15 protein-coding genes and 1 pseudogene are annotated in these 14,676 nt (G+C 68.9%); 5 read left to right on the top strand and 11 right to left on the bottom strand.

Annotated features, from left to right (window positions below; genetic code table 11):
- A partial coding sequence (locus DQP58_RS22530; RefSeq protein ID WP_276310528.1) for a thiamine pyrophosphate-binding protein occupies positions 1-977 on the bottom strand: 977 nt, incomplete at its 3' end.
- A gap of 80 nt (positions 978-1,057) precedes the next feature.
- Between DQP58_RS22530 and DQP58_RS22525 the strand changes: the two genes are divergently transcribed.
- Together DQP58_RS22525 and DQP58_RS22520 are read left to right on the top strand one after the other, a co-directional pair.
- On the top strand, positions 1,058-1,753 hold the full coding sequence (locus DQP58_RS22525; RefSeq protein WP_112710392.1) for an ABC transporter ATP-binding protein: 696 nt from the start codon (positions 1,058-1,060) through the stop codon (positions 1,751-1,753).
- The gene (locus tag DQP58_RS22520; RefSeq protein WP_112710391.1) at positions 1,750-4,254 is read left to right on the top strand and encodes an FtsX-like permease family protein; all 2,505 of its coding nucleotides are present in this window, start codon (positions 1,750-1,752) and stop codon (positions 4,252-4,254) included. Before DQP58_RS22525 ends, DQP58_RS22520 begins: the two co-directional genes overlap by 4 nt.
- Here the strand turns inward: DQP58_RS22520 and DQP58_RS22515 are convergent.
- From DQP58_RS22515 to secY, 8 genes are read right to left on the bottom strand one after another with little or no spacing between them, the layout of a single operon-like run.
- Complete coding sequence (locus tag DQP58_RS22515) at positions 4,241-4,867, bottom strand: class I SAM-dependent methyltransferase (protein ID WP_112710390.1); 627 nt, start codon at positions 4,865-4,867, stop codon at positions 4,241-4,243. The genes DQP58_RS22520 and DQP58_RS22515 overlap by 14 nt on opposite strands.
- Entirely contained in the window at positions 4,864-5,430 is a 567-nt protein-coding gene (locus DQP58_RS22510; protein WP_112710393.1) for a DUF4389 domain-containing protein, read from the bottom strand. The genes DQP58_RS22515 and DQP58_RS22510 overlap by 4 nt, the downstream gene beginning before the upstream one ends.
- 23 nt (positions 5,431-5,453) lie before the next feature.
- Positions 5,454-6,671, bottom strand: coding sequence for an FAD-dependent oxidoreductase (locus DQP58_RS22505; protein ID WP_112710389.1), 1,218 nt, complete (start codon positions 6,669-6,671; stop codon positions 5,454-5,456).
- Positions 6,672-6,679: 8 nt separating this feature from the next.
- Positions 6,680-7,399, bottom strand: coding sequence for an anti-sigma factor family protein (locus DQP58_RS22500; protein ID WP_112710388.1), 720 nt, complete (start codon positions 7,397-7,399; stop codon positions 6,680-6,682).
- A gap of 30 nt (positions 7,400-7,429) precedes the next feature.
- The gene (locus tag DQP58_RS22495; RefSeq protein WP_082972677.1) at positions 7,430-7,975 is read right to left on the bottom strand and encodes a sigma-70 family RNA polymerase sigma factor; all 546 of its coding nucleotides are present in this window, start codon (positions 7,973-7,975) and stop codon (positions 7,430-7,432) included.
- A 39-nt stretch (positions 7,976-8,014) separates the two neighbouring features.
- Positions 8,015-8,818 (bottom strand): type I methionyl aminopeptidase, encoded by an 804-nt coding sequence (map, locus tag DQP58_RS22490; RefSeq protein ID WP_112710387.1) that lies wholly within the window; start codon positions 8,816-8,818, stop codon positions 8,015-8,017.
- Positions 8,819-8,820: 2 nt separating this feature from the next.
- Positions 8,821-9,366 carry an adenylate kinase gene (locus tag DQP58_RS22485; protein WP_112710386.1) on the bottom strand — a complete coding sequence of 182 codons (546 nt, stop codon included), beginning with the start codon at positions 9,364-9,366 and terminating at the stop codon, positions 8,821-8,823.
- A complete protein-coding gene (gene secY, locus DQP58_RS22480) occupies positions 9,363-10,688 on the bottom strand; it encodes a preprotein translocase subunit SecY (protein WP_112710385.1) in 1,326 nt (441 codons plus the stop codon). The genes DQP58_RS22485 and secY overlap by 4 nt, the downstream gene beginning before the upstream one ends.
- A gap of 290 nt (positions 10,689-10,978) precedes the next feature.
- Between secY and DQP58_RS22475 the strand changes: the two genes are divergently transcribed.
- Genes DQP58_RS22475 through DQP58_RS22465 form a run of 3 tightly spaced genes read left to right on the top strand, consistent with a single transcriptional unit; the run spans position 10,979 to position 13,807 of the window.
- Positions 10,979-11,893, top strand: a complete 915-nt coding sequence (locus tag DQP58_RS22475; protein WP_112710384.1) for a class I SAM-dependent methyltransferase — start codon at positions 10,979-10,981, stop codon at positions 11,891-11,893.
- 52 nt (positions 11,894-11,945) lie between these two features.
- Entirely contained in the window at positions 11,946-12,878 is a 933-nt protein-coding gene (locus tag DQP58_RS22470) for a class I SAM-dependent methyltransferase (RefSeq protein ID WP_112710383.1), read from the top strand.
- Complete coding sequence (locus DQP58_RS22465) at positions 12,875-13,807, top strand: class I SAM-dependent methyltransferase (protein ID WP_112710382.1); 933 nt, start codon at positions 12,875-12,877, stop codon at positions 13,805-13,807. Before DQP58_RS22470 ends, DQP58_RS22465 begins: the two co-directional genes overlap by 4 nt.
- A 3-nt stretch (positions 13,808-13,810) precedes the next feature.
- On the opposite strand, the gene DQP58_RS22460 is transcribed toward DQP58_RS22465, so the two are convergent.
- A complete protein-coding gene (locus DQP58_RS22460; protein WP_112710381.1) occupies positions 13,811-14,479 on the bottom strand; it encodes a GNAT family N-acetyltransferase in 669 nt (222 codons plus the stop codon).
- A 9-nt stretch (positions 14,480-14,488) separates the two neighbouring features.
- Positions 14,489-14,676 (bottom strand): annotated as a pseudogene (locus DQP58_RS22455) (xylulokinase); the annotation flags it as partial.

The following is a 14,676-nucleotide window of genomic DNA, read 5'->3' as shown; positions in this document are numbered from 1 at the left end:
AGCGAGCCGCGCAGGTCGTCGCTGTGCACGTGCGGGCATGCCACATACGGCGGCGCCGACCCGAGTGAGACTGTCGGCACCGCCACCAGAGCGGCGTCCAGCCCGGTGCGCGCGGTGACCGACAGGCGCGTGCCCACGACCAGGCACACGGCGCTGCCGGCCACCGCTTCGGCCACACCCGGGTGGCCCATGACGCCGGTCACCCCGAGCGCGGACGACGATCCGAGGCCGGGCGTGCCGGCGACGTCTTTGGCGTCGGGCACGGTAGCCACCCGCGCCCGCAGCACCGCCCGCAGGGCTTCGAGCTCGGCGCGGGCGTCGTCGCGGGCGACCTGCTCGCCAACGATGATGGTCACCGGCCCGCTGGCGTCGCGCAGCATTTCGGCGATCGAGTCCGGGTTGCCGATGGGACGCGAGCCCTCGACCGGCCGCCCGTTCTGCGCGCATTCCAGTGTCGCCTGCTGAATGTCTTTGGGCAGCAACAGAACCGCCGGGCCACCGGAACGTGCCGCTGCGATCGCCCGGGGCAGCAGCGCGACGATGTCGGCGGGCGTACGCAGCCGGCGGCAGAACAGCGACACCGCCGAGAACAACGCCTCGGCGTTCAGTGATCCGTTCTCGCCACTGGTGTCCTGGAAGCTGCCCTGACCGTCCATCGCGGTGGCGGGCTGGCCAATCAACGCCAGCACCGGCACCCGGCTGGCCAGCGATTCGCCCAGCCCGGCAACCAGGTTCAGCGCCGCGCCACCCGAGGTCGCGGCCACCACGCCCAGCCCGGCCCCGCTGCGGCTGTACCCGTCGGCCATGGTGGCCGCGGAGAATTCGTGCTTGGCCAGCACGGCGTTGATGCCGGGGCGGAAGTGGGCGGCGTCGTACACGTCCTCGATGTTGGCGCCGTCCACACCGAAGAGGTGGTCGACTCCGATTGCCGCGAGGTGCCCGACGATGTGGTCGGCCACCCGGTACCTGCCGGGCATGCCTGAAGGAACGAGGTAGGCACTCGGTCGGTTCATTGCTCGTCCATGAACCGTTCACCGGTCACCATCGTGGTGTTGAGATGACCATCGAACTGCGCAACGTGGTGCGCGAGTATCGGGTCGGCGGTCAGACGGTGCGGGCGCTCGACGAGGTCAGCCTGCGGCTGGCGGACGGGCAGTTCGTGTCGGTCGTCGGGCCCTCGGGGGCCGGAAAAAGTACGCTGCTGCATCTGCTCGGGGCCCTGGATTCCCCCGATTCCGGAACGATCGCGTTCGACGGCGAGGAGATCGGGCGACTCGGCGACGAGCAACAGTCGCGGTTTCGTCATCACCAAGTGGGCTTCATCTTTCAGTTCTTCAACCTGTTGCCGACGCTGTCGGCGTGGGAGAACGTGGCGATTCCCAAGCTGCTCGACGGGGTCCGGCTGGGCACCGCCAAACCGGAGGCGATCCGGCTGCTGGACCGCGTCGGGCTCGGCGACCGGACCCGGCACCGCCCGGCCGAGCTGTCCGGCGGTCAGATGCAGCGGGTCGCGGTGGCGCGCGCGTTGATGATGAACCCGCCGCTGATTCTCGCCGACGAGCCGACCGGAAACCTGGACTCCGCCACGGGGGCGGCCATTTTGGCGCTGCTGGCCGAGGTGGCGCACGAGGATGCTCGGGGCCGGCTGGTGGTGATGGTGACCCACAACGCCGACGCGGCCGCGGCCACCGACCGGGTGATCACCCTGCAGGACGGCCGGGTCGGCTCCGACGTGCCGGCGGTCGCCGGGTGAAAACCGGATCGGCGATCACGGCCACGGCGAGCAGGCTGCGGGTCTTCAGCCTGCGCGAGCTCACCGTGCACAGGCGCCGCACGGTCGCGTCGATCGCCGTAATGGCGGTATCGGCAGCGTATTTGGTGGCGGTCTTCGGGATCTTCGGATCGATCACCGGGTCGGTGAGCCGGCTGGCCGACGGGATCGCGGGCGTCGCGGCGCTCGAGGTGTCGGGCATCACCGACGCCGGATTCCCCGATTCGATCCTGGCCGAGGTTGCCGCGGTCCCGGGCGTGGCCACCGCGGCGCCGATGATTCGAACGTCGGCGGTCACGCCGTCGGGGCCCGTGCTGCTGCTAGGCGCCGACGCAAGCACCGCCGCCCTGGGCGGGGCGTTGAAAGACGCGGTCTCCCGACCCGTGCAGGCGCTGTCCGCGACGCCGTCCGGCGTTCAGGTCGGGCCGCGGGTCGGCTATGCGAAAGGCCAGGCGTTCCAACTGGGTTCGGCCTCAGTCACGGTGACCGACGTGCTCGCGGGCAAGCAATACGCGAACCTCAACGGCGGGCACTACGTGCTCGCCCCACTCGCCCTGGCGCAGCACGCCGCCGGCCGCACCGGCCAGCTCGACTCGATACTGATCACCACCACGCCCGGCGCCGACCTGGGAGCCGTTCGCGTCGCGGTCACCGGCGCGGTGAACGGTCGCGCGATCGTGGCGGCCCCCAGCTTCCGGGCGGCCCGCGCCGGTGACGGGGTCAAGCTGATGAACTACATGGCCCTGCTGGGCGCCGCGGTGGCGTTGGTGGTCGGCGCGTTTTTGATCTACACCACGATGACGATGGCGATCACCCAGCGCCGGCCCGTCATCTCGATGCTGCGCGCCATCGGCGGCCGGCGCGTCGCCATCGTCGGCGACATGCTCGCGGAGGCCGCGGTTCTCGGCCTGATCGGCGGGGCCGTCGGGTCCGCGTTGGGAATTACGGCCGCCCACATTGCGATTCGCCGGTTACCCCCGGCGGTGACGCAAGGGCTCGAAGCTCGCGTCGAGTACTGGATGCCCGGTTATGCGCTACCGCTGGCGCTCGCGGTGACGGTGCTCACCAGCGTGGCGGCCGCGGCGATGGCGGCGCGCCAGGTGTACAAGGTTTCACCCATCGAGGCGCTGGCCCCGGTCGGGGCCTCGGCGGCCGACGTCGTGCCACGGTGGTTGCGCGTCGCCTGTGGGGTCGGCGCCGGTGGGGTGATCGCGGTGGCGACGGTGCTCGTCATCGGCCAGCGCAGCAGCTACGCCGTCGTCGCGATGGCCGCCCTGTTGGGCGCCCAGATCGCCCTGGGCTTCGCGCTCACCAGGCCCATCGTCAACGCCGCGGCGGCGACGGCGCGCTCGTTCGGATCGTTCGGGGCGCTCGCGGCGGCGACGATCCAGCGCGCGCCGCGACGCGTGTGGGCGACGGTGATGACCGTGCTCATCGGGGTGCTCACCACCGTCGTGATCACCGGTACGAACGCCGACATGATCCGGTCGGCCCGTGGCATCTTCGCGCCGGTCGCCGACACCGACGTCTGGGTGAGCGCAGATCCCCCGGACAGTTACCCCACCGACGCTCTGCCACAGGGCCTTTCCGGAAAGATCGCCGCGCTTCCGGGGGTGGCGCGAGTGACCGAGGGCGCGTTCGGGTTCGCCGTCGTCGGCGGCACCCGGGTGCTGCTCGACGGGTTCGCCACCGGAAGCCACGATGCGCTGTTCGGAGCGCTCGACGAACGCGTCCGGTCCGCGGTGCTTGCCGGTCAAGGCGTCGTGCTCACCCAGAATCTGGGCGCGATCCTGCACGTGCGGACCGGCGACCCACTGCGGCTGCAGACGCCGCACGGCACGCGGGAGGCGACCGTGCTGGCCCTGGTGCCGTTCTTTTCGACGGTCATCGGCACGGTCGGGATCGACCTGGATCACCTGCGGGCATGGTTCGATCGCCCGGCGGCGACGACGCTGCAGGTCGTCGCCGCGCCCGGCGTGAACCGGCAACGCCTGGCGGCCGCGGTCCGCGCGGCGGTCCCCGCGCCGAGCCACGTGTACGACGGTGCCGCGGCGCTGGCGGGGCTTCAGGCCCCGCTGCATCAGAGCATGTTCATCGCCAACGCGGTGTGGATCATCGTCGTGACAGTGGCCGCGGTCGCATTGCTCAACACGTTGACGCTGTCGGTGATCGAACGGCGCCGCGAGATCGGCGTGCTGCGGGCTATGGGCTCCAGTCGGCGATTCACCTTGCGGATGGTCCTGGCCGAGGCGGCCGGAATCGGTGTGGTGGGCGGCGTTTTGGGGCTTACGCTCGGATTGACCGACCAGTGGCTGTTCAGCCGCATCAGCGGTGACATCATGAACTTCGAAGTCGGCTTTCGGCTGAGCCCGCTCGCGCTCGCCTTCACGCTCGGTGCGCTCGCGATCAGCCTGCTCGGCTCGGTGCCACCGGCGCGGCGTGCGGCGCACCTGTCCATCATCGAGGCGGTCAGCGTCGAGTGAGGATGGCGAATCCCTGCAGATGGGGTTTGCACGGGAAGGGCACCGGCGTTCGCGGAACGCTGCGCAGCGCGGTGGTGTCGAATCCGGCCGCGGCGATCGCGTCGCGGGTTCGCCGGTTCGGCTCGCAACCGCCCGCCAGCCACGACCAGGGGCGGGCGACCAGGTCCTGGAACCGGCCCGTCGCGCCCTCTCCGCGCACGTGCTCGAGGACGACGAGCCGGCCCCCGGGCACCAGGACCCGCCGGATCTCGCGGAGGGTCGCGGCCACGTCGTCGACCGAGCACAACACCAGCCCGATATGCACGGAATCGAACGCGTTGTCCGGGAAGGGTATCGCTTCACCGACGCCCTCGACGATGTCGACCGCGATGCCACGGCGTTGCGCGAGCCGCCTGGCCATCCGCCGAAACGGCGCCTCGGGTTCCACCGCGGCGACCGACGTCACCGTCGCGGGCAGAAACTTCAGGTCGGCTCCCGGCCCCAGGCCGAGCATCAACAGCCGGCCGGTCGCGTTGCTCAGGGCGGCCCGCCGATACCGGTGGTAGAACAACCGGTCGAAAACCGGCTGGCCGAACCGGTACACATACAGAAACAGGAATTGCCGAAGCGTCATCGGCCACCCAGATCCATTCGGAACGGCGGATATTCGTCGCGCATCAACGACACGTACACCGCCACCCGGTAGCGCCAGCGCACCATGCCCATCAGCAGATCGAACATGCCCTGCGGAATGGTTCCGGTGCACAACAGCGCCACCGCGCAGATGACGCAGAGCACCTGCAGCGTCGCCTCCATCGACCAGCACAGCAGGACCTGCGGGGTTGCCAGCAGCCACTTCACCAGCACCGCCCAGTTTTTCAGCCGTTCCGGGTAGTCGACGGTAAGGTCCCCGGGGTAGTCGGGCCGGGATGCGAGGGTGAACGGCGGGTACTTGTCGGTGCTGTTCATCGGGAATCGGTAGTTCATCACGCGCCACGACCAGCGCAGCACCCCGACGTTGAATTCGAACAGCGGCCGCGGATACCGCCCGGTGCACAGGATCACCACGCCCGCGGCCACGGTCGAGAGCGGATACACCAGGTAGAGCAGGATCAGGATCGGGTAGTGCGGCAGGGCCAGCACGCACCACTTCAACAGCCAGAGCCAGCGCGAGGGCGTGTCGAAATCGCCTCGCACCCTTACAAATTCGACCGGTTCGTTCACGGACTCGACGGAATCTTCGCCACTACCCCCAAGTTTCGGCTGATTCGAGCGGACATCCGGCGATGACTCGTGCAGCGCAGAAACGTCGTCAGCGCCGAGGTTTGCAGCCGGTCGGAGATCAGGGCGGCGGGTCTGAGCACGCGCTCACCGTGCGACACCGGCAACGACGCCGCCCACGACACGGCCATGACCCGCCGCCGCCGGGTCTTCTCGTAGGACCGCAACGCACGCGAAACGTCTTCGCGGCGACCGTTTGTCGCACAATGCACGCCCGCCAGCGCCTCGCACAGCACCATGGTGTCGAGCAACGCCTGGTTGGTGCCCTGCGCCAGGGTGGGCGGCATCGTGTGCGCGGCGTCGCCGAGCAGGGTGACCGGGCCTTGGCCCGCGCGCGGGATCGGATGGCGGAAATGCGGGAACGGCGAACGGGCCAAATCGTCGTCGGTCAAGGTGGCGAGCACCCGATCGACCGAGTCCGACCATCCGCAAAAGTGCGACCGCATCATCTCGATCGGCCGCTGCGGCCGGACGAAGTCGGGCGACCACGGCAAATCGAACCACCACTGCACGTCCGAGCCACCGGCCGGCCACAGGCCGAGGTTGCCGTGCCCGCCGATGATCATCAGCGCGGCATCGGAATCCGCGATCTCCGGAAGCGTGGCCAGCCCCTGCCAGCTGCACCAGCCGGTGGGCGACGCGCCTTGCCCACCAACGTGATCGCGCACCCGCGAGTGCAGGCCGTCGGCACCGATCAGCACGTCCCCCTCGGCCACCGTGCCGTCGTCGAACTCGACGCTGACCCCGTCACCCGTGGTTGCCAACCCGATCACCCGGGAACCGCACCGGATGCGCTCGACCGGGAACCCCTCGAGAAGCCGATCCAGCAGAACGCGGCGCGGAACCATGCGGATGGGCGCACCCAGTCGCCGCACCATCGCGGTCACGTCGAGGGTTCCGACCCTGCGGCCCGTGGGCGTCACCGCCCGCACGGTGGCCAGGGGCCGGCCGGCGCCTTCCATGTCGACACCCAGCTGGTTGAGGACCGTCTCGCCGTGCGACCAGACCGTCACGGCGCCGCCGGCCGCCCGCACATCGGGCCGCTGCTCGAAGACGGTGACGTCATGTCCGTCGCGCAGCAGGCCCCGGGCGACGGAAATGCCGGCGACACCGGCGCCCACGACGAGCACCCGGAGCGAACGCGCGTCGCCGAACACGCGATCCTCTATAGCGAGCGTTGCAGGAGCACTTGGCCGCTGTCGGCGGCAACCACCTGCACGGCGGCGATCTGGTCGATCGGGGTCGAGATGGCGCCCGCGGGTGTCGCCGTGTGACCGGGCACGGCCACCCACGTCGCCAACCGCGTCTGGCTGCCATCACGACCCACCACAACCATGGCGAGCGTGTCGTGGTGCGCGTTGAGCGGCGCCAGGCACACGCAGCGCAGGTTGATGGAGGTCCCCCAGTGCTGGCTGCTGACGGCGACCGTCGACGTCAGCAGGGTGGTGCTCACCTGCGCCATCGGCTCCGACGACGCGGTCACCTGCTGGGACGGAGTCGACGACCACCCCTCGAGACCGACGAACACCCCGATCGCCAGCACCGCGGCCGCGGCCGCCGACACCACCCAGGTCACCACCCGGGTGCGGCGCCGGCGCCAACGAACCGTCGCCAGCAGGGACGGCAGCAACCGTGGCGACATCTCCGGGGCCGGACCGGATTGGTCGATCTCGGCCACCTCGGCATGGTCAAGCTGTGAGAGCAGGGCCGGCACGCCACTGAGGTCGGCGACGGCCTCCCGGCAAGCCGGGCAGCGCGCCATGTGCGTCTCGAATTCGCGGCGTTCCGCGGCCGACAAAGATCCCAACACGTATGCGGCATCCCACATCGCGTAGCGGTCTTCGGGAGGGCCGACATCCTGCACCGGCGTCCTCATTTCATCCATCTCCGTCACCCCTCAAGCATTCGGAGCCCCTCATCGGGTAACCCCAAGTTCCTGCAGAGTGAGTCGCAACGCCCGCACGGCATAGTGTAGTCGCGACTTCACTGTTCCCTCGGCGATGCCGAGGTCCGCAGCTATCTGCGTGGTGGTCCATCCGCGGTAGTAGGACCGTTCGATCACTGCTCGGTGCTCAGCGGACAACTGGGCCATCCCGTCCGCTATCAGCAACCGGTCCAGCGCCGCATTGACCTCATCCGGCGTGGACTGTTCGGGCGCACCCGATACGTCTGTGGAACCGACGACGTTGCGAAACCGCGCGCTGCGCCGGTCGTCGATGATCATGTTGCGGGCCACCGTGAACAGCCACGCCCGGGCCGAGCGCTCGGTGTCCCCGACGACCTCGGGGTGCTGCCATGCGCGCAGCAACGTCTCCTGGACCACATCCTCGGACTGGCTCGCGTCCCCCGTCAGCCGCAGCGCATAACGCCACAGCACCGCGGCGTGTTCGTCGTAAAGCGCCTTCATCAGAGCGGCTTCGGCAGCCCCGGAAGCCCTCCCCGTGCCAGCCACACGAGCCACTCGATCACCTCCTGCCCGGGAAACGAGCGGAGCCGAGGTTTAGTTCACCAGGGTCAGGATGCGCGGCCCCGCGTCGGTGACCGCGACGGTGTGCTCCCAGTGTGCCGCGCGCGAGCCGTCGGTGGTGGTGACCGTCCACTGGTCGTCCAGCACCACCGTCTTGCCGGTGCCCAACGTCAGCATAGGTTCGATGGCCAGCACCGACCCGGCGGCCAGCAGGGGGCCGCGCCCGGGCGAACCCTCGTTGGGCAAAAACGGGTCCATGTGCATCTGCCGGCCGATGCCGTGCCCGCCGTAGCCCTCGACGATCCCGAAGGCGCGCGAATGGCGGACCTCCGCGTCGCGCGTGCCCATCTCGATGGCGTGCGACACGTCGGTCAGCCGGTTACCGGGCACCATCGCCGCGATCCCGGCCTCCAGCGATTCCCGGGTCGCCTGCGACAGCGCTTCGTCGGCGGCGTCCAGCGTCCCGACCCCGAAAGTGATCGCGGCGTCGCCGTGCCAGCCGTCGAGCACCGCGCCGCAGTCGATGGACACCAGGTCACCGGGCGCCAGGATCTCGGCGGCCGAGGGTATGCCGTGGACGATCCGCTCGTTGACCGAGGAACAGATCGACGCCGGATAACCGTGATAGCCCAGGAAAGACGGCACCGCGCCGGCGTCCCGGATCACCGACTCGGCGATCTCGTCCAGGCTCAACGTCGACACCCCGGCGATCGCGGCCGCTCGCACCGCCTGCAGCGCCGCCGCAACCACCGCGCCCGCCGCCGCCATGGCGTCGAGCTCACCGGCGCTGCGCTGCGGCACCACCTTGCGGCTGCGCAGCCGCGCCAGCGGGTTCATCCCTACTTGCCCAGCGCCTGCAACGCGCGGGCGAACACTTCGTCCATGGTGCCGACGGCGTCGACCGTCTTGAGCTCGTCGCTGTAGTACTCGAGCAGCGGTGCGGTCTCGTCGCGATAGACCTTCATCCGGTTCAGGATGATGTCGTCGGTGTCGTCAGCGCGGCCCCGCGCTTTGAGCCGCTCCAGCAGCTCCTCCTGGGACACCCGGAATTCCAGCACCGCGTCGATGTCGGTGCCCCGGCGCCCCAGCATGTCGTGCAGCGCTTTGGCCTGTTCGGTCGACCGCGGGAAGCCGTCCAGGATGAAGCCGTTGGCCGCGTCGGCATCGCTCAGGCGGTCGTCGACGAGCTGGTTGGTCAGCTCGGAGGGCACCAGGTCGCCGGCGTCCAGGTAGCGCTTGGCCTCTAGGCCCAGCTTGGTTCCGTTCTCGATGTTGCTGCGGAACAGCTCACCGGTGGAGATGTGCGGGATTCCCAGCTTTTCGGAGAGCTTCTGGGCCTGCGTTCCCTTGCCCGCCCCCGGCGGTCCCAGCAAAACGACTCTCACTTGAGGAACCCTTCATAGTTGCGCTGCATGAGCTGACTCTCGATCTGCTTGACCGTATCCAAGCCCACGCCGATCATGATCAACACCGCGGTACCGCCGAACGGCAGATTCTGAACCGCTCCGCCATTGCCGATCTGCAAGAACAAGTTGGGCAGCACCGAGATCGCACCGAGGTAGATCGAACCCGGCAGGGTGATCCGGCTCAGCACGAAACGCAGGTAGTCGGCGGTCGGCTTGCCCGGGCGGATGCCGGGGATGAACCCGCCGAACTTCTTCATCTCGTCGGCACGCTCGTCGGGATTGAAGGTGATCGACACGTAGAAGTACGTGAAGAAGATGATGAGGCCGAAGTAGATGGCGATGTACACCGGATCGCTGGGGTCGGACAGGTAGCTGCCGACGAACTTGTCCCACCAGCTGTTGCCCACGCCGCCGCTGCCGCTGCGGATCAGCTGGGTGATCAGGTGCGGGATGTAGATCAGCGAGGACGCGAAGATGACCGGGATAACACCGGCCTGGTTGACCTTGAGCGGCAGGTACGTCGAGGTTCCGCCGTACATGCGCCGGCCGACCATGCGCTTGGCGTACTGGACCGGGATCCGGCGCTGGCCCTGCTCGACGAACACGACGCCGACGATGATGACCAGCGCGGCGACCAGGACGGCGGCGAAGATCATCCCGCCGCGGCTGTCCAGGATCGTCTTGCCCTCGGCGGGGATGCGCGCCGCGATCCCGACGAAGATCAGCAGCGACATGCCGTTGCCGATGCCGCGCTCGGTGATCAGCTCACCCATCCACATCACCAGCGCCGCGCCGGCCGTCATCACCAGCACGATGACCACCAGCGTGAAGATGCTCTGGTCGGCGATGATGTCCAGCGAGCAGCCCTGCAGCAGCCCGCCGTTGGCGGCCAGGGCCACGATGCTGGTGGCCTGCAGGATGGCCAGCGCGATGGCCAGATAGCGGGTGTACTGCGTCATCTTGGCCTGGCCGGATTGGCCTTCCTTACGCAGTTCCTCGAACCGCGGGATGACGACCGTGAGCAGCTGCACGATGATGCTGGCCGTGATGTAAGGCATCACCCCCACCGCGAACACGGTGAGTTTGAGCAGCGCACCACCGGAGAACAGGTTGATCAGCGAGTAGATCTGTCCGGCCGCGCCACCGCTGGCCTCTTTGATGCACTGCTGGACGTTCGGGTAGTTGACGCCAGGGGACGGTAACGCGGCGCCGACCCGATACAAGACGACGATGCCAAGCGTGAAGAGGATCTTCCGTCTCAGGTCGACTGTCCGCAGCGATGAGATGAAAGCGGAAAGCAACTCTTCCTCCTGCGCAGCCGGGGGTTTCCTGCATCACGCGCCCAACACCCGCAGGCCAGGACGTACGGCCGACTAATCTACAGCGCGTCAAACCGTGTACGAGACTAACAGCTGGTACGGGCAGCTCTGGTCAGGGCCTTTACTGCGCCCCCCTGAAAGACCGCCCGCGGCGCGGTTAACCGGGCGTTTGCGTCACCGCCGCCACACCGGAGAAAAACACAGGAAGCCGTAAGCCGCTGGGCGTAGAGTTCCCCTGACTCGTTGCATTTGCTAAATAACTTGGGAGCAGCATGACACGCACTGACCAAGACAGCTGGGACTTGGCCTCGAGCGTCGGTGCCACGGCCACCATGGTCGCCGCGGCCCGCGCGTTGGCCAGCGAGGGTTCCAATCCGATCATCAACGACCCCTTCGCCGCGCCCCTGGTGCGCGCGGTCGGCCTCGATTTCTTCCGGCGCCTGGTCGACGGCGAGGTCACCGAATCCGAGGGCTACGAGGGCAGCGGCAAGGACCTGGGTCTAGAGACCGACTCGATCGCCGTGCGCACCCGCTTCTTCGACGACTTCTTCCTCGACGCCGCCCGCGACGGGGTCCGCCAGGCGGTGATCCTGGCCGCCGGCCTCGACTCCCGCGCCTACCGGCTGAGCTGGCCGGCCGGCAGCGTGGTCTACGAGGTCGATCAACCCGCCGTCGTCGAGTTCAAGAGCACGACGATGTCCGACCTGGGTGCCGCCCCGGCCGCGGAGCGGCGCACGGTCAGCATCGATCTGCGCGAGGACTGGCCGGCCGCGTTGCGCGACAGCGGCTTTGACGTGACCCAGCCGACGTCGTGGAGCGCCGAGGGACTGCTGATGTACCTGCCGCCGGACGCCCAGGACCGGCTCTTCGACAACATCACCGAGCTCAGCGCCCCTGGCAGCAGGCTGGCCACCGAGTATCACCCGGAGACCGCCGGCACGACGATGTCGCAACGCGCCCAGGAGTTCAACGACAGGTGGGCCAAAGTCGGCTGCGACATCGACCTGTCGGGGCTGTTCTTCGACGGCGAGCGCAGCAACGTCGTCGACTACCTCACCGGAAAGGGCTGGGAGGTGGCCGCCCGGCCGCGCCGCGAGCTATTCGGCGAATACGGCCTGACATTCCGCGACAACGAGGCGATGGCGCAGTTCCGCAACATCGTCGCGGTGACCGCCACCCTGCGTTAGCAGCGCTCGCAAGCCCCGCCCGGGGTCGCCACCAAAAGGTTAGGAGACGGGTATGCCGGAGACCGACAGCAAGCGATCGGACGGCGACAGCTGGGATCTGGCGTCCAGCGTGGGGGCCACCGCCACCGCAGTGGCCGCCCGCCGGGCGCTGGCGTCCAAGGGTCCCAACCCGCTGATCGACGATCCCTTCGCCGAGCCGTTGGTGCGCGCCGTCGGCGTCGAGGCCTTCATCCGGATGATGGACGGAGACATCGAGACCCCCGAGGATGATCCGGCGTTCACCCCGCAGCGGCTCGGTGAGGGCATGGCGGTCCGCACCCGGTTCTTCGACTCGTTCTTCCTGGGGGCCGCCGACTCCGGTATCCGCCAGGCCGTCATCCTGGCCTCGGGACTGGACACCCGGGCCTATCGGCTGGCCTGGCCGCGCGGCACCGTGGTCTACGAGATCGACCAGCCGCCGGTGATCGAGTTCAAGACCCGCACGCTGACGGACCTGGGCGCAACCCCGAGCGCCGACCGGCGAGCGGTGGGCGTGGACCTGCGCGACGATTGGCCGGCCGCATTGCGCGACGGTGGATTCGATGCGGCCGCGCCCACGGCGTGGAGCGCCGAGGGCCTGTTGGGTTATCTGCCGCCGGAGGCACAGGACCGCCTGTTCGACAGCATCACCGCGCTGTCCGCCCCCGGCAGCCGGATCGGCACCGGCTACGTGCCCGACATCCGTGGCCGCATCGAAAAGCGGGGCCGCGAGATCAGCGAGCGCTGGCGCCGGATGGGGCTGGACCTCAACTGGGCGGATCTGGTCTACCCCGGCGAACGCAACGACGTGGTGACCTACCTGTCCGAACGGGGCTGGCGTTCGTCGGTGCACAGCACCCCGGAACTGTATGCCGCCAACGGTTTCGAGTTCCCCGAGCAGCCGTCGATGGCGGCCTTCGCCGACATCCGATACGTCACCGCGATCCTGTCCGAGGAGGCGTCGTGACCCGCACCGATCGAGACACCTGGGACCTGGCCTCGAGCGTGGGCGCCACGGCGACCTGGGTCGCCGCTTGCCGGGCGCTGGCCGGTAAGCGGGCCGACGCGCTGATCGACGATCCGTTCGCCGACCCGCTGGTCCGCGCGGTGGGCGCCGAGTTCTTCATCCGGGTGCTCGACGGCGAAATCACCGATGAGACCGGGGGTCTCGACGCCGACGCCGACCCGGACGCGGAATTCAACCTGCAGCGCATGACCAACATGATGGCCGTGCGCACCCGCTACTTCGACGACTTCTTCACCGACGCAACCGCTTCCGGCATCCGCCAGGTGGTCCTTCTGGCCTCCGGCCTGGACTCACGCCCCTATCGCCTGGCCTGGCCGGCGGGCACCGTGGTGTACGAGGTCGACCAGCCCGCCGTCATCGAGTTCAAGTCCACGACGCTGGCCCGGTTGGGGGCCCAGCCCACCGCGCAGCTGCGCACGGTGTCGGTCGACCTGCGCGAGGACTGGCGTGGCGCCCTGCGGGACAAGGGTTTCGACGAGTCGCGGCCCAGCGCCTGGAGCGCCGAGGGCCTGTTGATGTATCTGCCGCCGCAGGCGCAGGACAGCCTGTTCGACGTGATCACCACGCTCAGCGCGCCGGGCAGCCGGCTGGCGACCGAGTACCACGACGGCGGCACATCGGAGCTGCTGGAAAGGCGCGCAAAGGCGATGACCAGGCGGTGGGGGCAATTCGGCTTCGATGTCGACGTGTCGACGCTGGTCTACCGCGGCGAGCGCACGCCCGCAGCGCAGTATCTGAGCGCCCTCGGCTGGCGGGTGTCGACCCGCACCCGCGCCGACATGTTCGCCGAGGCGGGGCTGCCCATGCCACCGGGCGACAGCCTGGAGTCGCTGCGGCACAGCATCGCGGTCGACGCCATACTGCCCTGACGGTCAGTGGGGGTTGGCCGCCGGTGCCCGCACGACCATCGGCACTGCCGGGAAACACCAGGCCATCTCCGAGCGCGACTTGCGCAGCGCGGCAGTGCCGTAACCGCGCTTGCGGTGATCGGGGTGGATCCAGATCCGCACGTCGACCTCGCCGCGGACCAGCTCGCCGAACACCATGCCGACCTTCTCGCCGTTGTCGATGGCCACGAACCAGGCCGCCTCTTCGTCGTCGACCCGGCCCAGCGCGGCGCTGATCTCGTCGTCGAGATTGCCGGCCTGCCCGCCGGATCCGTCGCCCGACACGCCACCCATGTCCTCGGTGCGGACGCCGAAGATGTCGCGGTCCTCGCTCGCGGAGAACGGCCGCAGCTCCAGGGTGTCCCCCGAACTTGCGGGACGCTCGCCAAGGGTGAAGCTCAGCTGCTTGTTCAGGTCCTCGAGTTCGGTCTGGATCGTCTTTCGCGAATCCTTCGTGAGTCGGTCGAAGGACAAGCCGAATACCGCTTCGGCACCCGTCTGCGAGATACCGAGCAAACCGGCGATGGCGTTGATTGCCTCCGATTTGTTGCCGGCCTCCACAATCAGGTCGAGTACTTCGTGCCGTCGTTCGAGGGCTTTCAACAGTGCGTCGGCGATTTCGCGGCGGGCGGCTTTGCGGTCCTGGTCGGTCATTGCACCAGCCTAGATCGCCGATGGTGCCACCGCGCTACATCTGCGGTCTCCCAACTCCAAGAAGCGCTGGTAGCGATCCCCGACCGCGTCGGCCCAGGCGGGGTCGGGATCCACGATGCGCTCGGTGCGCACCCACCGGGTGGCATCGGCGATGGTTGTCTCCAGGCCGACCGCCATGCGCGCCAGGAAGGCCGCGC

This window comes from Mycobacterium colombiense (genome assembly GCF_003284975.1).
Classification (GTDB): domain Bacteria; phylum Actinomycetota; class Actinomycetes; order Mycobacteriales; family Mycobacteriaceae; genus Mycobacterium; species Mycobacterium europaeum_A.
This window is presented reverse-complemented; position numbering and strand designations above follow the sequence as displayed.